Origin of the sequence: Micromonospora sp. CPCC 205539 (assembly GCF_036906815.1) — a bacterium.
Taxonomy (GTDB): domain Bacteria; phylum Actinomycetota; class Actinomycetes; order Mycobacteriales; family Micromonosporaceae; genus Micromonospora.
Map to the genome: position 1 here is coordinate 413,093 of NZ_JBAKHW010000001.1, position 26,330 is coordinate 439,422.

At 70.0% G+C, this 26,330-nt stretch carries 25 protein-coding genes; 11 read left to right on the forward strand and 14 right to left on the reverse strand.

Features of this window, described 5'->3' with window-relative positions; all coding sequences use genetic code 11:
* Window positions 1-49: 49 nt before the first annotated feature.
* The 3 genes from V6V47_RS01715 to V6V47_RS01725 form a co-directional block, all read right to left on the reverse strand.
* On the reverse strand, window positions 50-574 hold the full coding sequence (locus V6V47_RS01715; protein WP_334626130.1) for a hypothetical protein: 525 nt from the start codon (window positions 572-574) through the stop codon (window positions 50-52).
* A gap of 120 nt (window positions 575-694) precedes the next feature.
* Window positions 695-2,830 (reverse strand): MMPL family transporter, encoded by a 2,136-nt coding sequence (locus V6V47_RS01720; RefSeq protein ID WP_334626131.1) that lies wholly within the window; start codon window positions 2,828-2,830, stop codon window positions 695-697.
* A gap of 232 nt (window positions 2,831-3,062) precedes the next feature.
* Window positions 3,063-3,947: a pyridoxal-phosphate dependent enzyme gene (locus V6V47_RS01725; protein ID WP_334626132.1), complete on the reverse strand. Its 885-nt coding sequence runs from the start codon at window positions 3,945-3,947 to the stop codon at window positions 3,063-3,065.
* A 71-nt stretch (window positions 3,948-4,018) separates the two neighbouring features.
* Between V6V47_RS01725 and V6V47_RS01730 the strand changes: the two genes are divergently transcribed.
* Window positions 4,019-4,792, forward strand: coding sequence for a DNA alkylation repair protein (locus tag V6V47_RS01730; RefSeq protein WP_334626133.1), 774 nt, complete (start codon window positions 4,019-4,021; stop codon window positions 4,790-4,792).
* A gap of 99 nt (window positions 4,793-4,891) precedes the next feature.
* Window positions 4,892-5,326 (forward strand): RidA family protein, encoded by a 435-nt coding sequence (locus tag V6V47_RS01735; RefSeq protein ID WP_334626134.1) that lies wholly within the window; start codon window positions 4,892-4,894, stop codon window positions 5,324-5,326.
* A gap of 48 nt (window positions 5,327-5,374) precedes the next feature.
* Here V6V47_RS01735 and V6V47_RS01740 read toward each other — a convergent pair whose 3' ends face one another.
* The 3 genes from V6V47_RS01740 to V6V47_RS01750 form a co-directional block, all read right to left on the reverse strand.
* A complete protein-coding gene (locus V6V47_RS01740; protein WP_334626135.1) occupies window positions 5,375-9,424 on the reverse strand; it encodes a S8 family peptidase in 4,050 nt (1,349 codons plus the stop codon).
* A 286-nt stretch (window positions 9,425-9,710) separates the two neighbouring features.
* Window positions 9,711-12,641 carry an ATP-binding protein gene (locus tag V6V47_RS01745; protein ID WP_334626136.1) on the reverse strand — a complete coding sequence of 977 codons (2,931 nt, stop codon included), beginning with the start codon at window positions 12,639-12,641 and terminating at the stop codon, window positions 9,711-9,713.
* 278 nt (window positions 12,642-12,919) lie between these two features.
* The gene (locus V6V47_RS01750; RefSeq protein WP_334626137.1) at window positions 12,920-13,444 is read right to left on the reverse strand and encodes a MarR family winged helix-turn-helix transcriptional regulator; all 525 of its coding nucleotides are present in this window, start codon (window positions 13,442-13,444) and stop codon (window positions 12,920-12,922) included.
* 75 nt (window positions 13,445-13,519) lie between these two features.
* Here V6V47_RS01750 and V6V47_RS01755 point away from each other — a divergent pair, with 75 nt between their 5' ends.
* Window positions 13,520-14,158 carry an NAD(P)-dependent oxidoreductase gene (locus V6V47_RS01755; protein ID WP_334626138.1) on the forward strand — a complete coding sequence of 213 codons (639 nt, stop codon included), beginning with the start codon at window positions 13,520-13,522 and terminating at the stop codon, window positions 14,156-14,158.
* 348 nt (window positions 14,159-14,506) lie between these two features.
* Here the strand turns inward: V6V47_RS01755 and map are convergent, their stop codons facing one another.
* Window positions 14,507-15,325: a type I methionyl aminopeptidase gene (map, locus tag V6V47_RS01760; RefSeq protein WP_334626235.1), complete on the reverse strand. Its 819-nt coding sequence runs from the start codon at window positions 15,323-15,325 to the stop codon at window positions 14,507-14,509.
* A gap of 76 nt (window positions 15,326-15,401) precedes the next feature.
* On the opposite strand from map, the gene V6V47_RS01765 reads away from it, so the two are divergent.
* Window positions 15,402-15,695 carry a helix-turn-helix domain-containing protein gene (locus tag V6V47_RS01765; protein ID WP_334626139.1) on the forward strand — a complete coding sequence of 98 codons (294 nt, stop codon included), beginning with the start codon at window positions 15,402-15,404 and terminating at the stop codon, window positions 15,693-15,695.
* 32 nt (window positions 15,696-15,727) lie between these two features.
* Here V6V47_RS01765 and V6V47_RS01770 read toward each other — a convergent pair whose 3' ends face one another.
* The 4 genes from V6V47_RS01770 to V6V47_RS01785 form a co-directional block, all read right to left on the reverse strand.
* Complete coding sequence (locus tag V6V47_RS01770; RefSeq protein WP_334626140.1) at window positions 15,728-16,147, reverse strand: VOC family protein; 420 nt, start codon at window positions 16,145-16,147, stop codon at window positions 15,728-15,730.
* A gap of 102 nt (window positions 16,148-16,249) precedes the next feature.
* Window positions 16,250-16,819 (reverse strand): alpha/beta fold hydrolase, encoded by a 570-nt coding sequence (locus V6V47_RS01775; RefSeq protein WP_334626141.1) that lies wholly within the window; start codon window positions 16,817-16,819, stop codon window positions 16,250-16,252.
* Between the two features lie 13 nt (window positions 16,820-16,832).
* A complete protein-coding gene (locus tag V6V47_RS01780; protein ID WP_334626142.1) occupies window positions 16,833-16,973 on the reverse strand; it encodes a hypothetical protein in 141 nt (46 codons plus the stop codon).
* A 206-nt stretch (window positions 16,974-17,179) separates the two neighbouring features.
* A complete protein-coding gene (locus V6V47_RS01785) occupies window positions 17,180-18,577 on the reverse strand; it encodes an acyl-CoA synthetase (protein ID WP_334626143.1) in 1,398 nt (465 codons plus the stop codon).
* A gap of 144 nt (window positions 18,578-18,721) precedes the next feature.
* On the opposite strand from V6V47_RS01785, the gene V6V47_RS01790 reads away from it, so the two are divergent.
* The 3 genes from V6V47_RS01790 (at window position 18,722) to V6V47_RS01800 (ending at window position 21,060) form a co-directional block, all read left to right on the forward strand.
* Complete coding sequence (locus tag V6V47_RS01790; RefSeq protein WP_334626144.1) at window positions 18,722-19,306, forward strand: hypothetical protein; 585 nt, start codon at window positions 18,722-18,724, stop codon at window positions 19,304-19,306.
* 147 nt (window positions 19,307-19,453) lie between these two features.
* On the forward strand, window positions 19,454-19,834 hold the full coding sequence (locus V6V47_RS01795; protein WP_334626145.1) for a YciI family protein: 381 nt from the start codon (window positions 19,454-19,456) through the stop codon (window positions 19,832-19,834).
* A complete protein-coding gene (locus tag V6V47_RS01800) occupies window positions 19,834-21,060 on the forward strand; it encodes an RNA polymerase sigma factor (protein WP_334626146.1) in 1,227 nt (408 codons plus the stop codon). The genes V6V47_RS01795 and V6V47_RS01800 overlap by 1 nt, the downstream gene beginning before the upstream one ends.
* A 16-nt stretch (window positions 21,061-21,076) precedes the next feature.
* Here V6V47_RS01800 and V6V47_RS01805 read toward each other — a convergent pair whose 3' ends face one another.
* Window positions 21,077-21,601, reverse strand: coding sequence for a CGNR zinc finger domain-containing protein (locus V6V47_RS01805; RefSeq protein WP_334626147.1), 525 nt, complete (start codon window positions 21,599-21,601; stop codon window positions 21,077-21,079).
* A 140-nt stretch (window positions 21,602-21,741) separates the two neighbouring features.
* Between V6V47_RS01805 and V6V47_RS01810 the strand changes: the two genes are divergently transcribed.
* The 4 genes from V6V47_RS01810 to V6V47_RS01825 all read left to right on the forward strand — a co-directional run bounded on the left by V6V47_RS01810 (window position 21,742) and on the right by V6V47_RS01825 (window position 23,390).
* Window positions 21,742-22,425 (forward strand): pyridoxamine 5'-phosphate oxidase family protein, encoded by a 684-nt coding sequence (locus tag V6V47_RS01810; protein ID WP_334626148.1) that lies wholly within the window; start codon window positions 21,742-21,744, stop codon window positions 22,423-22,425.
* Window positions 22,415-22,897, forward strand: coding sequence for a nuclear transport factor 2 family protein (locus tag V6V47_RS01815; RefSeq protein WP_334626149.1), 483 nt, complete (start codon window positions 22,415-22,417; stop codon window positions 22,895-22,897). The genes V6V47_RS01810 and V6V47_RS01815 overlap by 11 nt, the downstream gene beginning before the upstream one ends.
* 77 nt (window positions 22,898-22,974) lie before the next feature.
* Window positions 22,975-23,121, forward strand: a complete 147-nt coding sequence (locus V6V47_RS01820; RefSeq protein ID WP_334626150.1) for a hypothetical protein — start codon at window positions 22,975-22,977, stop codon at window positions 23,119-23,121.
* 65 nt (window positions 23,122-23,186) lie between these two features.
* Window positions 23,187-23,390, forward strand: coding sequence for a hypothetical protein (locus V6V47_RS01825; protein ID WP_334626151.1), 204 nt, complete (start codon window positions 23,187-23,189; stop codon window positions 23,388-23,390).
* 3 nt (window positions 23,391-23,393) lie between these two features.
* Here V6V47_RS01825 and V6V47_RS01830 read toward each other — a convergent pair whose 3' ends face one another.
* Both V6V47_RS01830 and V6V47_RS01835 read right to left on the reverse strand, forming a co-directional pair.
* Window positions 23,394-24,098: a VOC family protein gene (locus V6V47_RS01830; protein WP_334626152.1), complete on the reverse strand. Its 705-nt coding sequence runs from the start codon at window positions 24,096-24,098 to the stop codon at window positions 23,394-23,396.
* A gap of 116 nt (window positions 24,099-24,214) precedes the next feature.
* A complete protein-coding gene (locus V6V47_RS01835; protein WP_334626153.1) occupies window positions 24,215-26,245 on the reverse strand; it encodes a hypothetical protein in 2,031 nt (676 codons plus the stop codon).
* Between the last annotated feature and the right edge of the window lie 85 nt (window positions 26,246-26,330).

Consider the following 26,330-nt stretch of genomic DNA (forward strand, 5'->3'; position numbering starts at 1 on the left):
GTCTCCCGGGAGTGCGCGGCGAACGTCGCCAGAGGTGGGAAAGAGGGGGTCAGCGCGCCCAGCCGGTGAAGTGCTGACCGGAGCGAGGCTCGGCCCGGCGCGGCGGACGACGATCCGTCTCGCCCCCGCCGATCGCGCCGGCGACAGCTCGGACCAGCCAGGCGTTGACCGACAGCCCCGCCCGGCTCGCAGCCTCCTCGACGCTGGCCTTCAAGTGGTCGGGAAGGCGAAGGTTGATCCGCGACGTGCCACCCTCGTCACCGTCGGGAGCGAGCACCGGCGCCGGCAGCACGGGCGGCCCCGTGTCCACGCCCGACTCGTCGGCCGGCGGCCTCGCCGGGGTCACCACGAAATCGGGCTCACGCCCCCGCAGCCGGACATGCACCGACCCCGGGGCGAGATCACGCGTGATCTCGTCGGCCGCGTCCGACAACGCCTCGAGCAGGGTCAGGCGAGTCGCCGCCTCCAACTGGGTGAAGAGCCGCTCCGCCAGCGCCCGACCGTCCGCGTCAACGCCCTCCGCGGCCACCGCGAACTCGTTGCGCAGGTTCTCGACGTACGACCTCAGCTCCATGCCACTATCTTGGCTCAGACCGCAGGTCGGTTCACCAGCGGCACATCGGGGTGACGGGGCCGACCTCGGAAACCGCGGTGGACGGGGCAGTCGACCCCGCCCACCGCGTGTCGCGGACGGTCAGTGGGTCGGTGCGCCCTCCGGCCTCGGCTCGTCGGCGAGGGTCGGTGTCGCCGATCGGTCGGAGCGGACGGCGTCGCCGTGACCGGGCCACCAGGCGGTGTGGCCGAGGAGCGCGGTGATGCCGGGGACGAGGAACAGGGACATGACGAAGGCGGACAGCACGATTCCCACCGAGACCGCGAAGCCCATCTCGGTCAGGAACGACACTCCGGCGAAGAGCATCGAGGTGAACGTGCCGGCGAGGATCAGACCGGCGGCGGCCACCGACGGTCCGGCGTGCTGAATCGCCAAGGCTGCCGAGGTACGGGGATCGTTGCCGGCCCGCGCCTCCTCGCGTAGCCGAGCGATCATGAGGATGTTGTAGTCGGTGCCGATCGCGACCACGAAGAGGTACAGGATGATCGGCAGCGAGAACGACAAGCCGGACCGGCCACCAATGCCCTGGAAGGCAAGGACGGTCGCGCCGAGCGTCGCCACGAAGCCGAGGCCTACCGCGATCATGAGGTACACCGGGGCGACGAGGCTGCGCAGGAGCAGCCCCAGGATCACGGCGATCAGCACTCCGGCCACCGGGAAGATCACCCACAGGTCGCGGTTGTTCGCGTCGCGGATGTCGGCGAACACCGAGCTGACGCCGCCGACCAGCGCCTTCGTCCCGGTCGGAGCCTGGGCGTGGGCCACCTGCCGGAGGTCGTCACCGGCCAGATCGAGTGCTGCCGTCGAGTACGGGCTGGTGTTCAGCAGCAGGTTGATCTGGGCGACCGTGCCGTCCGAGCTGATGGTGGCGGGACTGCCATCGGGCCCGGGCATCAGGCTCCCGACCCCGGGCACCTCGGTCAGTGATTGTGCGTAGCCGGTGAGGGTCGCCGGGTCGATACGTTGGCCGTTCTCCGCGCGTACGTAGACGGTGGTCGGGTTCAGGGCACCGGCGGGGAAGCCGGTCTTCAGGTCCTCCAGGGCGCGCGCCGACTCCGTGTTGGCGGGGAGTTGCCCGATCTGGTCGTAGTCGACCTTGAGGCCGAACAGACCCAACGCCAGGACGACCATGACCCCACCGGAGGCGAGGACGACCATCGCCGGTCGACGCCCGGCGAACCGGCCGAGGCGTTGGAAGACGCTGCCCCGGGGATTGCGCTGCCAGGACTTCGACGGCCAGAACACCTTGGGGCCGATGAGCGAGACGATGGCCGGGACCAGCGTGACCGCGGCGATCGCCATGACGACCACGCCGATGGCAAGGCCCGGGCCGAGACTCCGGAAGCCGCCGAACACTGCGAGCAGGAGCGCGCCGAACGCGATCACGATCGCCGCGGCAGCAGAGGCGATGACCTCGCCGACCCGGCCGACCGCCGTGGCGAGCGCGTCCTTCGAGGCGTCGCCGGCGCGGAGCCGTTCGCGGTAGCGGAAGAGCAGGAAGACGATGTAATCCGTGCCGACGCCGTACAGCACCACGGTGAGGATGGTCAGCAGTGACTGGTCGACCTGCATGCCGAACGCTTTGACGAACAACGTGATGACCGCGCTCGACACCGCCGACACCACGCCGACGACCACGACCGGCAGGAAGGCCGCGACCGGGCTGCGATAGATGATGAGCAGGAGGCCGACGACCAGAGCCAGGGTCACGATGCTGACGACCAGCAGGGCCGTGTCGAACGCGTCCTGGTTGTCGACAAGGAGCGCGACATCTCCGGTCACCGCGTACGACAGGCCGGAGCCCTTCAAGGCGGCCTGCGTACGGTCGCGGACCGACACGACGGCGTCACCGAGCACCGGGTCGGCAGGCGAGCCGGTGAGCGCGATGTTGACCAGTTGTACCAGTTTGTTCGGCGAGACGGCCTGCGGCCCGGTGAGGGCGGTGCCGACCCGGTCGATGCCGGCGCCCTGGAGTGTCTGGGCGAGTTGGCCGACCCGGTCGGTGTCGGCGGCGCCGAGAGGCTGACCGTCGACGCGCTTGACCACGATGGTGGCGCTCGCCCCGTCGCCCTGGCCGAACGCGCGCTCTGCCACCTGCTGCGCCTGCACCGACTCGTAGCTGGAGGGCAGGAAGCTGGCCTGATCGGTACTGACCTGATCAGCCAGGGAGGGCGCGAAGAACGAGCCGACGAGCAGCACGAGCCATACCGCGATCACTTTCCATGGATTGACGACGATGGCTCGTCCGAATCTGGCGAACATGTGGGAGAACTCCTGTCAACGGTGGTGGACTGCCCGACGCCTCGATGGTGCCATCATGGCACCGTATTGGCTCAGCGTGCAAATGACTTGGCTCAGACATGGTGCCATCTGCGTCAGTAACGGTGGGCGCAGCGGCGACGGGCAGATGCTCGGCGGGCATCGTCACTGGTCCGAGCCGGGCCGACCGTTAGAGCCCGGGATGGCCGAAGAGTCCCGGCAAGCCGCCGCTGTGCAGAAAGACGACCTTGTCACCGTGCGGGAAGCTGCCCGCCAGCAGCGCCGCCATCGCCCGGCCGGTGTACGTCGGATCCAGGAAGACGCCCTCCTCCCGCGCGGTCGTCTCCAGCGCCGCCCGCACCGCGTCGGTGAGCGTCTGGTAGCCCGTGCCCACCTGCGAGCCGTCGATCCGCAGCGCGTCCGGCTCGACCTCACCGACGAGCAGCCCGGCAACGGTCGCACGAGGGTCGGACACCGCGCCGGTATGAACGCCGACGACCCGCTCGACGCCGAGTTCACGAACCAACCCGGCCATCGTTCCGCCGGAGCCGAGCGCGACCAGGACCTCGGTCCGGCCGATGTCCGGCACCTGGGCGCGCAACTCCCGGCCGCAATCCACATAACCCTGGGTCGACACGGAAGAGGTGCCACCGAACGGGATGACGTACGCCGATCGCCGCTCCGCCTCGCCCGCCACCACCTCGGCGAGCGGGCTGTCCCCGGCCCAGACGATCTCCGCCCCGGCGAGCCCGTCGAGGAGCAGGTTGCCGCGCCGATTCGGTGGGGGCGAGCCGGCGAGCACCAGCACGCACGCCAGGCCGAGCCGCGCGGCCGCGGCAGCGGTGAGCCGAGCATGGTTGCTCTGCGGTGCCCCCGAGGTGATCAGCGTGGTCGCGCCCTCGGCGATTGCCTGGGCGCAGGTGTACTGCAGCTTGCGGATCTTGTTGCCGCCGCCGCCGAGGCCGTTGAGGTCGTCACGCTTGAACCAGAGCTCGGCCAGCCCCAACCGAGCGGCGAGCTTGGGCGCGGCCTCCAACGGTGTCGGCCACGTGCCAAGGGAAACGGGGGTGATCATTCGTGCAGCTAACCACCCCCGCCGCCCGCCCTGCAGCTCTTCGGCGCCGGGGTCGCGGTAGCTTGCAGGTCATGGCCCCGATCGCCGACGTCCGCCGCGACCTCGCCAGCCTCGCCGACCCGCACCGGGCCGAGGGATTGAGCCGGTTCTTGCAGATGACTCCGGGCGGATACGGCGAGGGCGACCGGTCCATCGGCGTGCCGGTGCCGGACCAGCGCAGGGTCGCCGCCCGGCACTGGCGCGAACTCTCGCTGGCGGAGACGACACGGTTGCTGGGCAGCAGCGTTCATGAGGAGAGGCTGACCGCGCTGTTCATCCTCGTACGGAAGTTCGCCAAGGGCGATGAGGAGGAACGGGGGCGGATTTTCGGCATCACCTTGGCCAATACCGACCGCATCAACAACTGGGACCTCGTGGACTCATCGGCCCCGTACATCGTCGGCCCCTGGCTGATCGACAAGGACCGCAGCGTCCTGGACCGGTTGGCCGAGTCGAGCCTGGTATGGGACCGACGCATCGCCATCATGGCGACTTTCGCCTTCATCAGGGCGGGCGACTTCCAGTGGACCTTCCGACTCGGCGACCGGCTCCTGCGCGACCCGCACGACCTCGTTCGAAAGGCGGTGGGCTGGATGCTGCGCGAGGTGGGCAACCGCGACAGAGCGGCGGCGGAGGAGTTCCTGAACGGCCGCTACCAGGTCATGCCGCGAGTCATGCTGCGGTACGCGATCGAGAAGTTCGATCCGCAGCGACGTCGGGAATACCTGTCCGGCGCGATCCAGGTGACCGGGCCGGCCCGTCAGGTTACGCAGAATCCGAGCCACCAGCCATGGCTCCAGCACTAAAATCCCAGTGACAGTGCGCATCGATGGAAGGCACATCTATTCGATCGCCCTGGGGTCCTTCAGGGCAGACATTCGCAGCATGCGCAGGGGGAAGATGACGTGGCCGGTAACGTGCGCGCGGGAGAGATCGACGGGCTGCGTTTCATCAACCCGAAGGGCCTCTACGATCCTCGGCCGAACGCCTATTCGCATCTTGCGCTCTTCCCGGCCGACTGGCGGATGATCCTTCCGGCCGGACAGGGCGGCGAGACCGAGGACGGCGTCCTGGCAGCCGACTTCGGGGCGCAGCTCAGGCAAGCGCTGGCGAACACGGCAACTGTGCTCGCGGCCGCTGGCGCCACCATGTCGGACGTAGCGAAGTTCAACCTTCTCGTCGTCGACCACAACGAGGAGAAGTTCGCAGTGGTGAGGCAGGAGTTCGACCGCGTTTGGGGTGACCGGAAGCCGGCGTGGACGCTGATCCCGGTGCCCGCCCTGGCGTTGGACGGGATGCTGATTGAGATCGACGTGATCGCAGTGGTGCCGCCGGCCTAGACGGGGGCGGGACTCCTCCGAGTCCCACCCCCGCCCTCGATCCGTCGGCTACCTGGTGAGGTCGCGGTGGCCGGTGGTCCGGAGCGTGAACGCCCGCAGAGTGGTCTGCTCGAGGCGGTTACCCGCGGTGTCCCAGGCTTCGACCTTCAAGCTGACCTTCTTGCCGGCCGCGTGGCCGTAGGTGGTGGTGGCGAGGTAGCTGCCAGTGCGGTCCCGCTTGACCTGTACGGGCTCCCAGGTCCTTCCCTCGTCGGTGCTCTTCCACAGCTTCAGTCCGGCGATCGCCGGCATCGCCGCGCTGGACCGTTCGTGGAATGCGTTGACACGGAACGTGTGTCTTCCCCGCGCCGACACGGTGTTGTTCAGATCGATGGTGCTCCCGAGGTCGTAGGTGGTGTACACCAGGGGCTCCGGTCGGCAGTGCCCAGGGCTGAAGGCTTCGGGCAGACAGGTGTGGCCCGGTGGCATCGCGGGCTTCGTCGGTGGCGCCGAGGAGAACGTCCACGTCGCGGAGTTTTCGGCGTTCCGCGAGGTGAGGCGATACCTTCCCGGACCGTCCGACAGCGGGAACACCCGGATGATCCCGAGCTGGGCCGGGGTGATGTCCACGCCGTCCCTGGACAACCGCATCTCCCGGTCGGTCGGGTTGAAGTGCATCTGCCGATCGCCTCGATTCGCCGAGGCGTCGGTGGGACGCACGACCAGACCGTTGCCCTGGCGACAGGTCATGCAGAAGCTCACTGCCGTGGTGCTGCTCGGCCCGTAGCGGTCGATGACGTCATAGACGTCGTCACTGGTCGTGTACGGACCCGGGGTGTGGGGATCGGCGAACCAGTGCCGGTCGACGGTCGTCGGCCGATCGTGGACGGAGGTGAGAAACTCCGTCGTGGTCTGCGTATTCGACTCGCGAGCGCTCACGCCCTTCTCCGAGATGACGTCGGGGCGGAGCGGTCCGACGTACTCCACCCGGCTTCGTGGCGCGGTGAACGACATCGCACCGTGGGCCGTGCCGCTGACGAGCATGGCCAGGTCATCCTGCTTGTAGGTGTACTGGTAGTCGTTCATCCTGGTCGGCTTGTCGGCGTGGAAGCTCAGGTCGACCCGGGCGAGCTGTCGTTCGGTGAAGGTGTAGCGCAGGGAGGCCGGGACCCGCCCCTCCTCGTACGGGTTCAGTACGTAGGTATAGGGCGTCTCCGGCGTCACCGTCGTCTGGATCGTCACCTGCTGCCCGGCGAGCCGGTCACGCAGCATGAAACCTTCCTTCGTGGACAGTGACATGTTGGCGATGTTCGCGGGTCGGGGGTCCTTGAACTTTTCCTGCGCGATCAACACGGGCGCCGCGCACCCCGCGTTCGACGGGAAGACGACCAGTCCGGCGGCACCGGCGTCGCGGACGGCCTCGATCTGACTGATCCCCACGTAGCACGCCGGGTCGCCGCTCGGCGCGGAATCGGTCTCCAACAGCGCGAGCTTGCCCCGCAGGTCGCGGCCGGCGAGGTCTTCGGGGCGACCGCGACCCGCGTCGATCAGAGGGAGATTTCCGTTGCGAAACGGGGTCCAGCCAAAGCTGTCGAACTGGAAGGGCAGCCAACTGTCGTCCGCGGTCTGCGTCTCCCAATGGACCGGGACGATCGGATGCAGGTCCACCTCGCGCGCTCCACGGACCCGCATCGCGAGTTCGGACTGGCCAAGGGTCCACTGGTGGCGGAACCGGAACTTGCCGACCTTGACCGGCTTGGTCGGGGTCGCCAGGACGTGAGGCCAGGCACCCCACGGCCCGCCCATGATCGGCGCAATGCCGAACGACTGACCGCTGGCGTCGGTCCGCTGGTACGCCGATTCCCCACCGTTGTTGTTGAGTGGCTGGGCGGGTCTGGGTGTGTGGAAGGTGATCTCCTGGGCCTGGCGTGCGTCCACGACCACCTCGGTGTCACCCGTCACGGTGACCTCGGGGGCGAACAGCCAGGCGTAGTTGACCCGCGAGTCGTCGCCGACCCAGTACGCGAGCTGCGCCACGCTGTAGGTGCCGGCGGGCACGTGTTGGACGATCACCCCAGGTTCTGGCGCGTACGCCTCGAGGACGCGTCCCCGCGAATCGGCGACGTCGATGACGTCGTGGAAGATGGGGTGCAGGGCCTGGCCGGTGCGACCGAGGGTCCGCACGGTCAGGGCGAACTTCTCCGGCTCCCGCACCAGCCCGACCGGCGTCGTCAACCGCACCTCGCCGGCGGTGGCCACGACGGCCCCGGTGTACATCCCCTCTCCGAGCTTGTCGAGGTCGGCGGTCACCGTCACCGTCGCCGTGCCGTTCGCCGGCACGGTCACCGTGGGTTCGGTGCGCAGTGCGCCATCGACGCGGGCGCCCTTGGTGTCGGCCAACCTCGTGGCGAGGGCGAGGGTCACCGGCTCGTCGGTCAGGTTGGCGTAGCTGACCTGCCGGCTCGTCGTCCCAGGCTCGGTGGCGGGCAGCATTCCGTAGTCGACGTTCGGGGTCGTCGCGAAGACCCGCTGCCGGTCGACCCGGGCGATGTCGAGCCGGCCGGCGCCCTGCTGGTAGGCGGTGTGGCCGGCGTCCTTGCTGGTGCTCATCAACGCCGACTTGAGCTGGGCGGGGGGCCAGTCGGGGTGTTGCTGGGCCAGGATCGCGGCCGCGCCGGCCACGTGCGGAGTGGCCATCGAGGTGCCCGAGGCGCTCGTGTAGCGCTCGTCGACGGGCTCGCCCATGGTGGTGCCGGCGGCGCGGGCCGCCACGATTTCAATGCCGGGTGCGGCGATGTCGGGCTTGAGTGCCCCGTCCAGGCGTGGGCCCTGGCTGGAGAACCCGGCGAGCAGGTCGGTCTCGCCGGTCGCGGCCACGGTCAACGCGGCGGTCGCCGCGCCCGGCGCGCCGATCGTCCGCTGGGCGCCAGCGTTGCCGGCCGCGATCACGAACAGCGTCCCCGTCGACGCGGTGAGCGCGTTGACGGCTTCGCTCATCGGGTCGGACCCGTCGGTCGGGCTGCCCCCGAGGCTCATGCTGACGACCTTGGCTCCGCTGGTCGCCGCCCACTCCATGCCCTCGATGATCCAGGAGCTGTCGCCCTCACCAGCGGCGTTGAGGACCTTGCCGACCACCAGCTGCGCGCCCGGTGCCACGCCCTTGCGCGCGTTCCCGGAGGCCGCTCCCGAGCCGGCGACGGTGGCGGCGACGTGCGTGCCGTGCCCGTGCCCGTCACGCACGTCATCCTCGCCGGGAACGAAGGACCGCGACGTGGCGATCCTGCCCGCCAGGTCCGGATGCGTGGCGTCGATCCCGGTGTCCAGCACCGCGACCTTCACCCCGGTGCCGTCGTGCCCGGCGGCCCACGCCTTTGGGGCGCCGATCAGCGACAGGTTGTAGTCCAGTTTGACAGTAACCTTGCGGTCCAGCCACAGCTTGGTGATGCCGCCGCGGAGCCCGTTGGTCCGCGCGGTGGCCGGTTGGCCTGGTGCCGGCGCGTCACCACGTACGGCGGTCCAGAAGCTCTCGGCCTGCTGCTTGGCCACGTCGAGCGCGGCGCCGTGGATGCTCTCCAACTGGTGGGTGGGCGTACTCGCCGGAAGTGCGGTGGTCGCTGCCGACACCGACTTCGCGGCCCGGTCACCGGCGTACTGCACGATCACCGGCAGCTTCGCCGTCCGCGCGTCGGCGTAGCCGTTCTCCACGAGGTACTTGACGTCGAACAGTTCCCGGTCGACCCGCCCGGCCTGGACCGCCGGCATGGCGTCGGTCGGCAGCACGTACACGCCGTCGGGCTCGGACTGGGTGACGAACTGGGGGCGCTTGCCATCCGGGCGTAGGGCCGGTTCGACCTCGACGGCGTACGGCCCGCCCCTGCTCGACAGCGTCACCTTGTCCCCCGTGACCAGGGTGACGGTGTGCGGGCCGGCGCCGACGCCGGTGAGCTGGATCGGGTTCGCGGCCTGAGCCGGAGGGGTCTGGGCGGAACCGGCCGGAGCCGGGAGGGAGAGAGGGCTTCCGGCCGCGGCCGGTGGTGGCGCCACGGCCGTCGCCGTCGCCATCGCGACGAGTGCCGCGAGGACGGCGAGCGGCCGTCTCGAACCGGGTGTCACGCGCATCGTGGGACTCCTTGGGGCGAGGGGCGAAGAGGGTCGAGCTAGAGCGGTTCGTACGCCGATCGAGATCCGCGGTTGGTTTGTGCTCCGCGACCGGTCGACGAGTCGCCGATGTCGTCGCGGTCCTGCCCCTCGGGCTGCGGCAACGGGGCTTGCTCGGGCTGCGCGGGCTGCGTGCGGGGGCCGTGGATACGCGCGCCGGTGGGGTCGTCTGCCATGGGTTTTCCTCTCAGGACCTGAAGATCCCGAGTCTCAGCCGGCAGCGACTGGTTGTGATGCGCCAGATGACCTAAAGATTGGACGGGCCGTTGAGCACGCCCGACTCCAGCGCGCTGACCGCCACCGCCGTCCGCGAGGAGACACCGAGCTTGCGCATCGCCGAGTTGAGCTGCGCGGCGACCGTCCTCGGTGACCGGGACAGCGCCTCGGCGATCTCGCGGTTGGTCCGGCCGGTCACGACGAGGCGGACCACCTCCAGCTCCCGTGGGGAGAGCTGGTCGCCGTAGCCGCGTCGCCCACGTCGTACGTCGTGTCGGTCATCGACCGCGTGCGCCCGCAGCAGCTCCGCCGTCCGGGCGGCGTCCGCGTGCGCCCCGAGCCCGGTGAGGTCGCGGCGCACTTCGGCCAGCAGTGCGAGCCCGGCCTCGGGCTGTCCGGCGGCGATCATGCAGTTCGCCTGCCGTTCCCGAGTGAGCAGGGCGTCGTACGGTCGCGGTAGCGCCTGCCACGCTTCGGCCGCACGCTCGTAGGCCGCGACGGCGCCCTCGATGTCCCCGCGAGCCTGCAGGAGGATCGCCCGGCACAGAGCCAGCGAGGCGAGGGGGGCCGCGGCGTCACGGCCGTCCAGACCGTCGGCGTACGCGGCCACCAGGTCGGCGGCCTCAGCGGGCCGCTCCGCGGTGATCAGCGCATCCATCCGGACCGGGGCGAGATCGGTGGCCCAGATCCAGACCCCACGGTGTGCCACCACGGCGAGGGCCTCGCCGGTCAGCGCGAGCACCTCATCGACGCGGTCGTCGAGCAACCACGCTCGCCCCAGCACCGCCGCCGGACTCATCCCGACGTCGGCGACACCGAGGGTGTGGGCCGCTGCCACCAGCTCGTCGTCCCCGGCCAGCGTGCCCCCCGCCGCCACCCGCAGCGACGTGCGCACCAGGAGCGCCTTGCTCCGGGCGGCGGAGTCCAGGTCCTCGTCGTCGACGAGTTGGTCGATCCGTTCGGCCAGGCCGCTCCACTGTCCGAGGAACCAGTCCAGTTGCAGCCGGGTCGCCAGGATCCATCCGCGGTAGCGCAGGTACTGATGCCGTTCGGCGAGCTGGAGGCTGCTGCTGAGCCGGCGCTCGGCCTCCGCGTACCGGCCCCACACCACGGCCTCGGTTCCGACGTTCAGCTGCCCGCGGACCAACTCTTGGCGCACGACGGGGGAATCGGCGTCGACGGGGAGTTTCGCCGCGTCCTGCCAGCCCGCCTCCTCCCCGAGCATCAACCGCACCGACGCCGTGTCGACGGTGAGGATCAGCCGGTCCGCTGGCGACATCGACCCGCGCATCTCGGCCGCCCGGCGCAGCCAGGCCAGATGGGTCTCGGCGGGCGCGGTGGCACCCTGCGGGAAGGCGAGGAAGGCCATCGCCCGAGCCGCCTTGACCGGCTCGTGGGTGAGCTGCGGAATCGCCCGCTCAAGCTCGGCCCGACTCGCCTCGTAGTCCTCGGTCACGAACAGCACACAGCCGAGCCGGAACCGGACCACGGCCTCGTCGGCCGGCGGCAGGGTGCCGCCGGCCAGCACGGTACGCAGCGCGTCGACCACGTCCGTGTGGCGGTTCCGCCCGGCGAACGCGCCGAACGGAACCTTCATGACGAGCCGGACCACCGTGCGGGCAGGTAGCTCGGCCCCGGTCAGCAGATCGTGCAGCAGCGCCGCCGTCGTGGCCTCGTCGGAGGACTCCAACGCCAGATCCGCGGCGAGCTCCGCGTACCGGCACCACTCGTCGGTGCGTCCGGCCTCACGGAAGTGGTACGCCAACCGGGCGGCCGGCGGTTGCGCGCGGTCTTCGAGGCTGAGCCCGGCACGCAGGTGCATCCCGCGGCGTTGGGGCGCGGGGATGGCCTCGTAGACGGCCCGACTGGCCAGGGCATGCCGAAACGACACCAGCCAACGGTCGTTCTCGCGCAGCAGCCCGGAGCCGAGCGCCTCGGTGAGCCCGTCGACGGCCTCCCCCGGTGTCATCCCGCCGACCGCCGTCACGGTCGCCTCGTCACTGGGCTCGGCGAGCACCGCGGCTGCCCGGAGCACCGCCTGCCCGTGCGGGCCGATGCGGGCGACGCGTTCCAGGACGGAGTCGCGCACTGTCGGCGGAACGTCGATCTCGTCGAGACTGCGGCGTACCCACTCGCCGCCGACGCGGGTCACGTCGGCGCGGTCCCGCAGCAGGCGTACCGACTCCTCCACCACCAGGGGGATTCCGGCGGTCCGCTGGTGGAGGAAACCGGCGAAGGTCTGCGAGACGTGCTCGGCGTCAAGCATCGACGACACCAGTTGCGCGGTCTGCGACACGTCGAGCGGACCGACCTGCAGACGCAACCGGGTGGTGGTCGACGGCAGTCGCGAGGACAGCCGGAGCAGTAGCGACCCGACCGGCACGTCCTCGGGTCGGTAGGTGACCACCACGCTGAGCGGCGGCGATTCGCGGGCCACGAGGAACAGCAGCAGCTCCAGTGTCGCGTCGTCGGCCCAGTGGACGTCCTCGACAACCAGCACGGCCAGGTCCAGGTTGCCGAGCAGTTCGAGGATGGCCCGGAACAGCCGGTGCCGGGAGGCACGGACGTCGCCCAGCGGTTCCGGTGCGGCAGGTAGCTCGTCGGCCCACTCTGGGAACAGCGGCCGGAGGGCACCGGCGAGGTCGCTGAGCGGCAGATCCGCGACCCGTTCGGTCGCCTGCCGCACCGCCTCCACGATGGGCCCGAGGGTGTAGGGCTCCCGGAAGTGCGGGCAGGTCGCGACCAGGCTGCGGGTGCGCCGACCGGCGGCCGACGTGAGGTGCTCCCGGACGAGGCGGCTCTTTCCGATGCCCGCCTCCCCCTCGATGAGCACCACGGCCGGGGCGGTGTCGAGCGCCGCACCGAGGGCCTCGAGTTCCGCTTCGCGTCCGACGAAGCCGGGGGGTGACGGCCTGAGGGAGGGATGCCGCGCGTCCCCCGGCCCCGCCTCCCGCATCGCCATCGGCGGCTCCCGTCGTCGTTCGTCGCCGCCGGGTCGGGCTCAGCACGGCGGGCGCCCAGGTGCGGGCGCGTGACTGCAGGCATCCTGTCACGTCCGCTGCCGTGTTCGGCGGGCTCCATACGGGACGAATCGAACGCTGTACCAGCGCTGAAGCCGCTCCTGGACCTACCTCGTTCTCGACCGGCTGGTGCACGTGCCGGGCGGCGGGATCCTCGGTGAGCCAGGGCGCTGGCGGGGGTCCCGTCAGCCTCGCTCTCTGTCGCCAGCGTCGTGCGGGCCTACGCGTCGTCTGCCTGCGTGGCAGATTGGCGGCGGGCGGGCGTGTGCTTGAGACCGGGGTGGACACCTGGCGGGTTGCCGCTGTGGTCGGCGACGCGTTGCAGGACGGCGATGAGGTGAGTCCGCTCGCCTGCGTCGAGCGCCGCGAGGACCTCGTCCTCGTGCTGATCCGCGACGCTGTGTGCCTGAGGTAGCAGCGTGCGTGCGGCTTCGGTCAGATGAATGGCGTGGGCTCGGCGGTCGTCGGGGTGTCGCCGGCGTTCCACCAGGCCGCGGTGCTCGAGGTCGTCGAGCAGACCGACCATGACCTTGCGGTGGATGCCCAGTGCGTCGGCGAGCCGCTGCTGGGAGCTGCCTTCGCCGCGCTCAAGGTGCGTGAGGATCCCGAAGTGGTTCGGCGCGATGCCCAGCGGGGCCAACCGCGCGGCGAACGTCTGCGCGATCTGGAACCCGAGCTGGGACAGCAAGAAGTTGGCCCGGCCGGTCAGTGGCCGGCCCGCGCCTGGTGTGAAGTCGTCGGACACCCAGGCATTGTATGCCCAAGTGATTGTCGTGTACGGTGACAATCACTTGACGGACCTACATTAGGGGAGGCGCGGGTGAAGGTGACCGTCTTCGGCGCGACCGGCGGCATCGGCGGCCACGTCACACGCCAAGCGCTCGAGCACGGGTGGGCGGTGACCGCGGTGGTCCGCGATCCCGCGCGCCTGGAGGTCCGTCACTCGATGCTGGACGTGGCGGCCGCACCGGACCTGAAGGATCCCGCCACGGTGCGGCCGCTCCTGCGCGGCAGCGACGTGGTCCTGTCCGGAGTGGGCCCACGGGGCCGCAAGGACGGTCCGGTCGCCTCCACGGCCACCCGCACGATCCTGGCCGCCATGCAGACCGAAGGTGTACGCCGTCTCATCACGGTCAGCGCCGTCCCAGTCGGCCCCGTGCCAGTCGGGGAGAGTTTCCTCAACCGCCGTCTCATACTCCCCGGCATCGGCGCCTTGCTCAGGGACGTCTACGCGGACCTGCGCGCGATGGAGCAAGCCATGGCGGAAAGCGACACGGACTGGACCGTCGTACGGCCACCCAAGCTCGTCGACAAACCACTGACCGGCCGGTACCGCACCGCCGTCGGCAGCAACGTCCCCCGTGGCTACACGATCTCGAAGGCCGATGTCGCCCATTCCATGATCGCCGCCATCAACGACTCCACGACGATCCGCCGAGCAATCGGCGTCGCGTACTGACCACTGGCCCGCCTCCCTCGCCTTCGGACGAGACTGTGGGCTTCCGATATCGAGCTACCGCAACAGCTGTTCTCGCGCTGGCGGCCACCACGGCGCTAACCGCTCTGACGGTGGGGACGGCACAAGCGGATCCGACCAGTGGGACCGACAACTGGCACACCGACGTCCATGCCGGAGACCCTGATTGGGTCACCAACGGCGACCGCCTGAGTGTGCGGCGGCGAGAGCGGGTGGGGTCGTCTGGGTGATTACGGAGCTCTCGACGCTTCGTGATACCCGGACGACCGCACCCTCACTCAGGGCGTTGACGGGCGCGGGTCGAGCCGCTGCGTCCCGCCCGCGACCCGGTCAGGACGTTGCGGCGGACTTCCTGGTGGGCTCGGTCGAGGCGTCGCCGCGCGCGGGACGGCGGGTCAGGACCTGGGGGCCGGAAGCCGTGATCGCGATCGTGTGTTCGGAGTGGGCGGTGCGCGAGCCGTCGGCGGAGCGGATCGTCCAGCCGTCGCTGTCGAACTTGATCTTGTCGGTGGAGCGGCAGAACCAGGGTTCGATGGCGATGGTCAGGCCGGGGTCGAGCCTCATGCCGCGACGGGGGCGGCCACTGTTGGAGACATGCGGGGCCTCGTGCATGGTGCGGCCGATGCCGTGGCCGCCGAACTCGGCGTTGACGCCATAGCCGTACGAGTGGGCGACCGCACCGATCGCGGCGGAGATGTCGCCGAGACGGCCGCCGGGCTGAGCGGCGGCGATGCCGGCCTCCAGCGCGACCTCGGTGGCCTCGACCAGCTTCTGGTCGGCCGGATCGGGGGTGCCGACGATGACGGAGAGCGCGGAGTCTGCGACCCAGCCGTCGATGCCGACCGCCATGTCGATGCTGAGCAGGTCGCCGTCCCGCAGAACGTAGTCGTGGGGCAGGCCGTGCAGCACCGCGTCGTTGACGGACAGGCACAGCACGTTGCGAAACGGGCCGCGGCCGAACGAAGGGGCGTAGTCCCAGTAGCAGGATTCGGCGCCGCGTTCCTTGATCCGCCGGCGGGCGTGGTGCTCGATCTCCATCAGGTTGACGCCGACTGCGGCGACACCGCTCAGCTCGGCAAGCAGCTCGCCCACGAACTGGCCGGATACCGCCATCCGGCCGATCTCCTCGGTGGATTTGAGCTCGATCACGACAGCCTCCCTCTCCCTGTGCGGTATTTTTATACCACGCGGGATCGGGGGTGTTGCGGAGGGATATCCTGCTGGCATGGTTCGCCAACCGCTCACCGCCGAACAGATCGCAGCGGGCCAACGCCTCGGAGTCGCCCTCCGCGCCGCGCGCGCCGGCCGCAGCCTCGTCGAGGTGGCCCTGGCAGCCGGCATCTCTCCGGAGACGCTGCGCAAGATCGAGGCGGGCCGGCTACCCGCACCGGCATTCGGCACCGTGGTCTGCCTCAGCCAGGCCCTCGACGTCCCCCTCAGCGACCTGGCTGACGTCTGGCTGGCCGACATGCCCATCCGTCAGGCGCCCTGGAGACCAGCCGCCCAGGTAGTCCCGTAAGACCTCGTCCCGAAGGGTTGAGCCGACAAGCTCTAGAGGCCTTGGCCGATCTCCACCAGATACCCGTCGGGGTCGCGCAGGTAGCAACGGATCTCCGTGCCGTGATCCTTCGGTTCGGTGATGAAGTCCGCCCCGCGGGCTTTCCACTCCACGTAGAGCTTACGGATGTCTCTGACTCGGACATTCATCGCGCAGCTCAGAGTATTGGAGTCGGCCGGGGCCTTGGCCTGCACCGTCGGCTTGTCATCCGTCGGGCCGCCCTCGACGTTGATGATGATGTAACTGTTGAAGAATCGCATGATCAACGGGTTGCGCTCGTGGACGCAGGTCGCGCCGAACACCTCTTCGTAATACTTTCGGGACCGTTCCAGATCACGGACGATAAGAAGAGTTGCGAGGAACATGCCGTCCTCGGGCTGGAAATAGTCGGGAGCCGGGTTGGCCAAAGTCATGACTGCCTCTCCTGTTCGCCGCCGTCCTCCGCTCGAGCGGCGGCGGTATTCCCGGGACGTTCGGGTCGAAACAAGAGCGCCACGGGAGGTGCCCGCTTCCCGTCATTCCTGGGCGACGAGGTCTATCTTGATCACCTTCGCCACCTCACCCAGGTCACTGTTGAGCTGGTGGTCGCGTCCGGGCAGCCGGTGCAGCTGTGCCTGCGGGATCGCGCGGACGTACAGGTCGGCATGGGCTGGTGGAGCAGTCTCGTCCTCAAGCCCATGGAACACATGCACTGGCACGCCGCGCGGCAGCCTCGAGGCGAGGTTCTGCGGCAGGTCGAACTCCTCGCTGGGCCAGCCGCCCGGCCCGACGAACGGAGCGGCGATCAGCACGATCGCGGCGAGTTCTCGCCCCGGGGCGCGCTCGGCGAGCGCGTTGATGAGAATCGTTCCGCCCACGGAATGACCGGCGACAACCGCCCCGTCGTCCAATGCCGTGATCTCTTCCCAAATGGCGGCGGACCACTTGGCGTAGCTCGGATCATCCTCCTCGGGCATCCGCGGGTAGCGGACCTCGTAGCCGTCTCCCAGCCCTTGCCGCAGGCTGTCGAACAGCTTGTTGTCCCATTCGTCGTGCACGCTGGCGCCGCCGCCCTGGATGAACAGGACCTGCCGCGTTCCTGCCATGATCTCGACCCTCTCAGTTGACCGCCGGCCGATAGGGGCGGAAGAAGCCCCGGAGCTCCTGGACGTAGACCTCGGGCTGCTCGAACGCGGCGAAGTGCCCGCCGCGCGAGGGCTCGGTGACGAGCGAGAAGCCGGACGCGCTCGTACTGCTCAAGTGGGTTGGTGCCGTTCGCGAGGTCGGTGCCGAGCGCCCAGCCGGCGTCCTCGGGTGCGTCAGCCAGCGCGTCGCGCGCGGCCGCGCCCGCAGGTCGTCGATCACTGCTGGGGCGGTCCGCGGGGTGAACGGCTCGGTTCGTGGCGCGGCGTCCGGCATGGAGCGGATGATACGGGCGCGGCGCCCGGCGTACGCCTGTTCGGCCGTCAGCCGGCGAGCAGGTGTTTCTGGACTTTGCCCATCGCGTTGCGAGGCAGCGTGTCGAGGAATCGGATCTGCCGGGGCCGTTTGTGTACGGACAGCGTTCGCGCCACGAAGTCGACGAGTTCGTCGGCAGTCACCTGGTCGGCCACGACGAAGGCGGTCACCGCCTGGCCGAGGTCGTCGTCGGGCGTTCCGACCACCGCAGCCTCGCGGACGCCCGGGTGGGCCAGGAGGGCGTCCTCGACCTCACCCGCGCCGATCCGGTAGCCGCCGGTCTTGATGAGGTCGGTGGACCGGCGGCCGACGATCCGGTGCGCGCCGTCGGGTGCCAGGCTCGCGATGTCGCCGGTACGGAACCACCCGTCGTCGTCGAGCAACCGGGCGGTGACGTCGGGCTTGCCCAGGTAGCCGTCGAACAGCATGGGCCCACGAACCCAGAGCTCACCGATGGCCGTACCGTCGGCGGGCACCGGACGCCCGTCGTCGCCCACCACCCGGGTCTCCGCGCCCCTGACCGGTGTGCCGACCAGGCCCGGCCGACGATCCGGGTCGTCGGCCCGATTGCTCAGCGTGATCAGCGTCTCGGTCATGCCGTAGCGCTCGACCGGCCGCTGGCCAGTGAGTTCGCGCATCCGCTCAAATGTGGGAGCGGGTAGCGCCGCGCTGCCGGAGACCAACAGTCGCGCGGAGCGTAGGCGTCCGGCCAGCTCCGGCTGCGCGCAGATCCGCGACCAGACGGTCGGCACTGCGAAGTAGAGGGTGCCGCGCGCGTCCGCGTACGCCTCGGGTGTCGGTCGGCCGGTGTGGTGCAGCCGGCAACCCACCCGCAGGGCGCCGAGCACGCCGAGCACGAGGCCGTGCACGTGGAACAGGGGCAGACCGTGCACCAGAACGTCGTCGGGGGTCCAGGCCCACGCGTCGGCCAGCGCGTCGATGCCCGCCTCAACCGCGCGGTGTGACAGGACGGCCCCTTTGGGCGCGCCGGTGGTGCCGCTGGTGTACATGATCAAAGCGGTCCGGTCGGGCGTCGGCTCCGGGTATCGGGTGTCCGAGGTACGCCGCAGGTCGACCGGGTGGACGTCGACCTCCGCGGGAACGTCCCGCGCGCCGACGAGCAGCAGCGCCGCGCCCGAGTCGCGCAGGATGTGCGCCCTTTCCCGGGGCCCGGAGTCGGGCGGGACGGGAACGACGGCTGCCCCGCTGAGCAGTGCGCCGACCACCGCCACCACCGTCTCGACGGTCGCCGTGGCATGCACCGCGACCACCGGCTCACCGTGCAGGTCGTCTGCCACCGCCGCGGCGCACCCGAGCAGACGCTCGGCGGACATCGTCTCCGATCCGAACCGGATCAGGTCGTTCGCGGTCGCGGCGGATCGGGCGAGACCGGCGAGCAGACGCATGCGCAGAGGCTACGCCGGATACGACAGGTGCGCGGCCGTCAGCACGAGGCCGGGCCCGGTGCCAGGCCGACTGGGCAGTCGTGTGCGGGCCAGACCCCTGGGCGCTTACGAAAAGGCCGTCCGGGTCGGGCGACAATGCAGGGCATGGACGACGCGTTCTCACTCCTCCGGCAGGCCGTCGATCTCCTGCCCGACGATGCCACGGCAGCGAGTGGCCAGACGATCGCGGATGTCCGCGAGGACATCGGACGCCAAGAGTGGGAGATGGTGCTCGCTGTTCTCGTCGAGATCGGGGACGTTGAGCCCGCGTCCCCGGGTTTCTGGCAACTTCTTGCCGAAGCCGCTCGGCAGATGATGCTCGAGCGGAGCCGTCGTTGGTGCGAGTGGCAGGGCTGGGAGGCCCAGCACGGCACCGTCCGGGCGACTCTGAGTCTCGTGAGTGCGGACGAGGGCCGACGCCGGACCGCGTTCGCCGGGGACGGTCGACTCAGGCCGATGTGGGACATCGGCCACCGCACCGCTGAAGGGGAGCAGAGTCTGGACATCGCAAGGCTATGGGTGGAGTTCGCCGAGGAGCTTGGCCCGGGCGAGACCGCCGACGTTCGGCTGGCCCCCCTGCGGCCCGAGCATTGGAGGCACCTGAAGTGCGGTGACGTGATCACCATGCACGAGGCCCGACCCGTCGCTGGCACAGCCACGATCATCGAAGTCCTGCCGCCTTTCACCTGAGCTCACTCCCAGCAGGCCCAAGGTGCACCGATGTACCGGCTGTGTCGCGGCGAGAGATTTCTGGGAGACCGTGTCGATCTGCGGACCACTCGTTCGACATGAGGGTGCGAGGGCCGAGAGACGGCCCCGCCGGATGAGGAGAACGTGATGTCGAAGTACTTGTTGATCATGCGGGGCACCGACGAGTCGAACGCGGCCATGATGGCCAACATCGACGAGATGATGGCCACGACCCGCCAGTTCATCGAGGAGACGGTCAAGGCCGGCGTTCTCCTCGCCGCGGAAGGGCTGGACGATCCGGGCCAGGGCGTCGTGGTCGACTTCAGCGGCGAAGTCCCGGTGGTCACGGACGGGCCGTACGGCGAGACCAAGGAGCTGTTCGGGGGCTTCTTCCTGCTCGACGTCGCCTCGAAACAGGAGGCGGTCGAGTGGGCCAAGCGGGTCCCGGCGGCCCCCGGCTCCAAGATCGAGATCCGGCGGGTGCCCGAGGAGGACGAGGTCCCGCAGGACAGCAGCGTCCAGAGCTGATGGGTGCCGCCGACGTCGAGGCCGTCTGGCGGATCGAGTCGGCGCGGATCGTCGCCGCGCTGACCCGGTTCACCGGCGACTTCGGGCTGGCCGAGGACGCGGCCCAGGAGGCGGTGGCCGAGGCGCTGGTGTCGTGGTCGCTCGCCTCTCCGGCGAATCCGACCGGTTGGCTGATGGCCACGGCCCGGCGGCGGGCGATCGACGCGATCCGTCGTCGGACCGCCCTTCAGGACCGATACGCCCTGCTGGCGACCAGCTTCGTTGTCGACTCGGTGGTCGACGAAGAGATCGATCCCGACAGGATCGACGACGACATCCTGGCGCTGATGTTCGTCAGCTGCCACCCGGTGCTCTCCCCCGAGGCCCGGGTGGCACTGACCCTGCGGGTGGTCGGCGGCCTTTCCAGCGAGGAGATCGCTCGCGCGTTCCTCGTGTCCGTGCCGACCGTGCAGGCCCGCATCACCCGGGGCAAGAAGACGATCGCGGCGGCCGGGGTGCCGTTCGAGCTGCCGCCGGCCGCCGAGCGCCGGGAGCGGCTGGGCGGCGTGCTCAGCGTCATCTACGTGATCTTCACCGAGGGGTCGACGGCCACGTCGGGCGACCGGCTGCTGCGCCCCGACGTCGCGTACGAGGCGATCCGCCTGGCCCGCACGCTGGCCGCGCTGCAACCGGCCGAGCCGGAGGTGCACGGGCTGCTCGCGTTGTGCGAGCTGACGGCCGCGCGCTTTCCGGCCCGGACCGGCCCGGACGGCTCGCCGATCCTGCTCGAGGACCAGGACCGGCGCCGGTGGGACGCCTCGGCGATCCGCCGTGGCCTGGCCGCGCTGGCCAAGGCGTCGACTCGCGGCCTCGGCCCCTACGGCCTGCAGGCCGCGATCGCCGCCGCCCACGCGTCGGCGCCCTCGGTCGAGGCAACCGACTGGGACCGGATCGTGCTGCTGTACGAGGCACTCAACCGGGTCGCACCCTCGCCCGTGGTCGTGCTCAACCGGGCCGTCGCCGTTGCCATGGCCTCTGGCCCAGCGCACGCCCTGGCCATCGTGGACGAGCTGATCGCCTCGGACCGGCTTGCCGGTTCACATCTGGTCCCGACCGTACGAGGTGAGCTGCTGGCCCGGCTCGGACGGCGACCGGAAGCGCGCGCGGAGCTGGAGCTGGCGGCCCGGTTGTGCGCCAACCAGCGCGAACGCTCGGTGCTGCTGCGCAAGGCGGCCGCGCTGAGCTGACGTGGCGGCACCCGGCCTACGAGGTGGTGGCGCGATGGCGTTGGTAGTGGCGGGCGGCTTTGGCGCGACCGCCACAACCGTCCATGGAGCACCAACGCCGGGTGCCGTTGCGCGACGTGTCGTAGAAGTGCAGGACGCAGCCGGGGTTGCCGCAGCGTCGAATTCGGGTGGGTTGCTGGCGCAGCAGGTCCAGGTAGTTGAGGACCGCCTGCCAGGAGGGGAGCCAGTCGGCGTCGACGTCATGGTGCTCGTGCGCGGTCCCCTGGCGGAGCGTGTAGCGCGAGGCACCGTGGGCGAGGATCGCGTTGATCCCCCGCTCGGCGTCCTCGCCGGGCTGCTCGAGGACGCCGCGCAGCGCCGAACGCGCTTGGCGCAGCGGGGCCTCCACCGATGTGGGGTCGCCCGCCAGCCGGTGCTCGGCAAGCCATCCCTGCAGTCCGTCGGGTTCGTCGAACAGGTCGACCGTGCGGCCACGCTCGACCCACTGGGTGTTGACCAGGTCCAGTGCCAGGGGTTCGCCCACCAGCGGCCGCCGCGTCATGGACATCACCTTACCATCGTCCGATGTTTGACAGGTTAGTCGGAACGACGTAACTTCTAACCTGCCAGACTTGCCAAGATGGTTAGAGGAGTGCCTCTCACCGCCGGTGCCGCCCCGGCCCCTAACCCGGAAGACGCGTCATGCCCCATCGCTACCTGCAAGAACTGACCACGCCGTCGGTGGCCGCAGCGCAACAGCGCTACGGCAGCCGACCCGCCGTCCAGCGAATGGTCTCCGGCTGGCACACCGACGCACTGCTCGGCGCCGATGAGGCCGGCTTCATTGCCGAACGCGACAGCTTCTACCTCGGCACCGTCAGCGAGAACGGCTGGCCGTACCTGCAGCACCGCGGCGGCCCACCCGGCTTCCTGCGCGTCCTGGACCCCGTCGACGGGCACAGCGTCCTCGGCTGGGCCGACCTGCGCGGCAACCGGCAGTACCTGTCGGTCGGCAACCTCGGCACCTCGCCCCGCGTATCACTGCTTCTCATGGACTACGCCCACCAACGCCGCCTGAAAATCATCGGTACGGCCAGCGTCCTGGACGTCCGCGACCGCACATCCGAGGACCTGCGGGAACGGCTGAGCGTGCCCGGCCAATCGGGCAAGGTGGAACGTGTGATCACCGTCGACGTGCACGGCTACGACTGGAACTGCCCCCAGCACATCACGCCTCGTTTCAGCGAGGCGGAACTCGCGGACGCGCTCGCACCGGTGCGAGACGAACTCGCCCGCCTGCGCGCGGAGAACCACGCCCTGCGCGGACAGCTACCCGGCCACCCGCACGCCGACCAGCGCCAGGACAGGGAGAGCCATGAGCACTGACTCGCACGACACGAGCACACCGCTGCGACACCCGTTGCCACCCTTCACGGCCGACAGCGCTCGACTCAAGGTTCAGGCCGCCGAGGATGCCTGGAACACCCGCGACGCCCAGCGCGTTGCCGGCGCCTACACACCCGACAGCGTCTGGCGTAACCGGTCGACCTTCCTGACGGGCCGCGACGAGATCGAAGCGTTCCTCACCGAGAAGTGGGAACGCGAACTCGACTACGTCCTGCGTAAACAGCTGTGGGCGTTCCACGAGAACCGCATCGCCGTGCGATTCCAGTACGAGTGGCACGACGCCACCGGCCAGTGGTGGCGCAGTTACGGCAACGAACAGTGGGAGTTCGACGATCGCGGCTACATGAGCCGCCGGGAAGCCAGCATCAACGACGTCCCCATCACCGCGGACCAGCGTCGCATCCATGGCCGGGAGCCGTCCGGGAGCGACACCGACCTACCGCTTCGGTGACACGACCACGGGTAACCCGGCGGGCTGACCGCCTGCTCTCGCCGAGCGTCGGGGCAACCGCAAGCACCAGGAAGATCATGGAGAGCAACGTGAACAAGCTGACCGGGCCGAGCAACCCACCCGGGGACACCCGGGGTGCCGACGACGTCGTCCGCGCCTTCGAGGAGGCGGGCTTGACGGTCCTGCTCGTCGACCTGCGGCCCGGCGACTCGGCGACCGTCTGACGAGGGCGCGGCGAGCCTTGCCATCGACCGTTTGTGATCCCCGCACACTGGGCACCAGACACACCATGGCGAATGAACGAGTGAAGTCCGTCGGCGGCTACGTCATGCGATTTGTCGGCGGAGTAGCGATCATCCTGGGCATTCTGGGGCTCTTCTCCGGTCTGTCCGAAGGCAACCTCATCGGTGTGGCCCTCAGCATCGTCTTCGTTGCCGGCGGAGCGGTCATGGTCAAGCGCTCAGGCGGCGCCGGCCGAGCGCGGGAGGCGTAGCGGTCAGGCCCCCCGGACGCAGAACTCGTTGCCGTCCGGATCTGCCAGCAGGACTGCGCCGTCCTTACCGATGCCGAGCCGAGTAGCCCCGAGGGAAATCAGCTCGTCGACCGCCGCCTGCTGGTCGCCAGCGGCCGAGACGAGGTCGAAGCGCTGCTGGTTCGACTCCTCTCTCGGGGCCACGGGCTCCCCTGACCATGCGACCTTGGTGCCGCCGCGTGGTGACTGGATCGCGGTCTCCTCGTCCTGGTCCCACACCAGGGGCCAGCCCAGCACATTGCTCCAGAACACGCCGACCTCCCGGGTGCCGTCACAGGTGAGCTCACCCAGGACGCCGCACCCGTCGAGGTAGGCGTTGCCCGGCTCGATCACGCAGAACGAGTAGCCCGCGGGGTCGGCCAGGACGACGTGCTCGTCCTCAGGTCGCTGCCCGACGTCGAGGTGGCGGCCACCAAGCTTCAGCGCCATCGCCACCGTGTGCTGCTGCTCGTCGAGGTCAGCGCTGGTCAGATGCAGATGCATGTTGTCTGCGCCGAGTTGGCCCGCGCGGCCCGGAACGAACCGGAGACCGAGCTGAGCGTCATCGCCCGGCAACAGCGCACCGGTGGCATCCTCGATGACCTCCCGGCCGAGCAGAGCGGCCCAGAACTGCGCCGGACGAGCCGGGTCGTGCGCCTCGAACGTCACTGCCAGCAGTCGCGAACGCATCACCAGACCGTAGACACCGCCAAGCCGAGGCAACAAGGCATTAACGAACGGGTGCACGGACAAGCCGTCGGCGTACCGCGAGGCTCGTGGTGCGTGCGGCGCGACCGACTAGCGCGTCATGGGCAGGGCTTCCGCGCGCAGACGTCGATGACCCTGCCGGTGAGCAGGAACACCGCCTTCTGTTTCTGGGCAGCGGCCTGGGCGCGCGGGAACTCGTGCGGATCGTCGCCATACTCCGGCCCGGCCGGCGCGAGGTTGGTCGGCGGCGGCGCGTTGGCCGCGCCGCTGTTCCAGATCACGAGCGCCGAGCCGGTGTACGGGTAGCGGCGGATCGGCGCGATACCCCAGTACGGCCGCACGTCCAGTGACCAGCCGTCCGCGAGCGCGGGGGTGTGCAGGCGGGCGCCGATGGTGCGCGCCTGGACCTCCGCCGCGGCGGGCGAGACCTGGTGGTCGCCGAAGGCCACATGCATCAGCACCTGGTGCGCCGGGGTGCCCGGCAACGGCCGGTCGGTCATGTGCTGGGCGTACCCGTTGGCCTCGGACCGGTCCCACAACATCTGCAACAGCGCGAAGATCAACTGCTGGTCGACCTTGTCCGGGTAGGAGCCGTCCATGATGGTCTGGAAGGGGGCGAAGTCGACGCTGCGTTGCAGCAGCGTGGAGTAGTTCATCCCCGGTACGCCGAGCACCGACCGGGTCCAGTCCTGGGCGATGGCGGTGAGCGCACCGCCGTTGATGCCGCCCTGGCTGTTGCCGTCGTAGTGCAGCCCGCCGGCCACGTTGATCAGCGGCCGCGCCGTGGCGTCCCGGAACGCCGGGTGGGCGGCGAACCCACCCGGGTGGATCATCGCGCGGCCCAGGAAGAGGAAGTTCAGGAAGCTCTGCTGCAACCGGTCCGCCACGGCGGGGAAGGCGCTCAGGTCGCTGAAGGCGCCCGCCACGTAGGGGACGTCGGCGGCGGCCATGCCGATCCAGCTGGTCGCGCAGAAGGCGAAGTCGTACGTGTGCGACATCGTCCTGACGTTGCCGGCGTTGATCTCGGTTGGCCTGCCGAGCAGGCCGTGGCCGTAGAGCGAGAGGTGCGCCGGTTTCGCCGCGGAGGCAGTGCGCGGGATGTTGCAGACGAAGTCCGCCGCGACCGTCGCGCCGGACGGAGTGGGCAGGGCGTTCGGCGTCGGCGGCGTCTCGCTGCCGACCGGCCCATAGTGCAGCCGGGAGCCGGGACCGCCGTCGCCGGTCAGATAGGACGGTACGCCGATGGTTCCGGTCACCTGCCGGGCGATCAGTGGCTCCTGCTCGGCTGGGTAGTCGGTCACCTGGGTCACGGTGAACGACGGTGCGGCCCGGCCGAGGGCGGCGAACGCGCTGTCCCGGACCGCCAGCATCCGACCGGTCAGACCGTGGCGGCTGGCGACGGTGAAGTCCCAGGCGAGGTAGAGGCTGTGCCGCTTCACGCCGGTCCTGGTCAGGTCGGCGACGATCCGCTTCATCTGCGGGGCGCGGCTGTCCCGATGGTCGAGGTCGGCACCGGTCGCGTACGCCGTGAATGCCTTCGGCGCCGGGATCAACACACCAGCGCCGTCGCGCAGGTTACGCAGACCGACGACATACCGGGTGCCCTCGGTCAGCGCCACCGCCGGCCGGATGATCAGCAGCTGGCGGTCGGGCTGGCCGGCGGCGTGCGCGTCCAGCTCGGCCCAGTACGGCGTGCGCTTGCCGGTCCGGGCGTTGAGCAGCACGATCGGCGCGTCCGGTGCCAGCGAGCGGCCGATGTCGGTGACCGGCGCGATCCCGGTTGTCGCAGCGTCGAGGCCCGGCACCCGCACCAGGATCGGCGAGCCCGGGCTGAATCCGTCCTGCCGGTTCCATTCCGCCGGGTCGATCGGCGTCCCCTGCACGTTGGCGGGCATCGCCGAGGCCGCGAACCGCACCCGCTTGCCGGTGGGGCTGGTCCGGTCCGGCACGGTGAAGTAGTCGTTCGGGAACGGCAGCAGGCAGGCCGCTGGGTCGATCGGATCGCAGGCCCGATGACCGGTCGGTCCGGGAGTCGCTGGCGGTGCCGCGGCGGCCGCCGCGCCGAACAGGACGGCGCCCGCGGTCACCAACACGGACACGACGAGACGGAGGCGTCCGGGTCTGGTCACACGCATCTCCTTCGACGCTGGACGAGCGTCGACGCAGACGCCGACGGTGGTCAATGGGTGGTGTTCTTCCTACGCCCGCGAGGGA

What these genes read in the sequence shown, in the direction of transcription:
- V6V47_RS01815 (WP_334626149.1), top strand. Translation starts at nt 22,415, where the DNA reads ATGAGCACTGACTCGCACGACACGAGCACACCGCTGCGACACCCGTTG.
- V6V47_RS01805 (WP_334626147.1), bottom strand. Translation starts at nt 21,601, where the DNA reads ATGACGCGGCGGCCGCTGGTGGGCGAACCCCTGGCACTGGACCTGGTC.
- V6V47_RS01825 (WP_334626151.1), top strand. Translation starts at nt 23,187, where the DNA reads ATGGCGAATGAACGAGTGAAGTCCGTCGGCGGCTACGTCATGCGATTT.
- V6V47_RS01810 (WP_334626148.1), top strand. Translation starts at nt 21,742, where the DNA reads ATGCCCCATCGCTACCTGCAAGAACTGACCACGCCGTCGGTGGCCGCA.
- V6V47_RS01820 (WP_334626150.1), top strand. Translation starts at nt 22,975, where the DNA reads ATGGAGAGCAACGTGAACAAGCTGACCGGGCCGAGCAACCCACCCGGG.
- V6V47_RS01770 (WP_334626140.1), bottom strand. Translation starts at nt 16,147, where the DNA reads ATGACTTTGGCCAACCCGGCTCCCGACTATTTCCAGCCCGAGGACGGC.
- V6V47_RS01765 (WP_334626139.1), top strand. Translation starts at nt 15,402, where the DNA reads ATGGTTCGCCAACCGCTCACCGCCGAACAGATCGCAGCGGGCCAACGC.
- V6V47_RS01730 (WP_334626133.1), top strand. Translation starts at nt 4,019, where the DNA reads ATGGCCCCGATCGCCGACGTCCGCCGCGACCTCGCCAGCCTCGCCGAC.
- V6V47_RS01800 (WP_334626146.1), top strand. Translation starts at nt 19,834, where the DNA reads ATGGGTGCCGCCGACGTCGAGGCCGTCTGGCGGATCGAGTCGGCGCGG.
- V6V47_RS01725 (WP_334626132.1), bottom strand. Translation starts at nt 3,947, where the DNA reads ATGATCACCCCCGTTTCCCTTGGCACGTGGCCGACACCGTTGGAGGCC.
- V6V47_RS01830 (WP_334626152.1), bottom strand. Translation starts at nt 24,098, where the DNA reads ATGCGTTCGCGACTGCTGGCAGTGACGTTCGAGGCGCACGACCCGGCT.
- V6V47_RS01715 (WP_334626130.1), bottom strand. Translation starts at nt 574, where the DNA reads ATGGAGCTGAGGTCGTACGTCGAGAACCTGCGCAACGAGTTCGCGGTG.
- V6V47_RS01790 (WP_334626144.1), top strand. Translation starts at nt 18,722, where the DNA reads ATGGACGACGCGTTCTCACTCCTCCGGCAGGCCGTCGATCTCCTGCCC.
- V6V47_RS01775 (WP_334626141.1), bottom strand. Translation starts at nt 16,819, where the DNA reads ATGGCAGGAACGCGGCAGGTCCTGTTCATCCAGGGCGGCGGCGCCAGC.
- V6V47_RS01795 (WP_334626145.1), top strand. Translation starts at nt 19,454, where the DNA reads ATGTCGAAGTACTTGTTGATCATGCGGGGCACCGACGAGTCGAACGCG.
- V6V47_RS01785 (WP_334626143.1), bottom strand. Translation starts at nt 18,577, where the DNA reads ATGCGTCTGCTCGCCGGTCTCGCCCGATCCGCCGCGACCGCGAACGAC.
- V6V47_RS01745 (WP_334626136.1), bottom strand. Translation starts at nt 12,641, where the DNA reads ATGGCGATGCGGGAGGCGGGGCCGGGGGACGCGCGGCATCCCTCCCTC.
- V6V47_RS01740 (WP_334626135.1), bottom strand. Translation starts at nt 9,424, where the DNA reads ATGCGCGTGACACCCGGTTCGAGACGGCCGCTCGCCGTCCTCGCGGCA.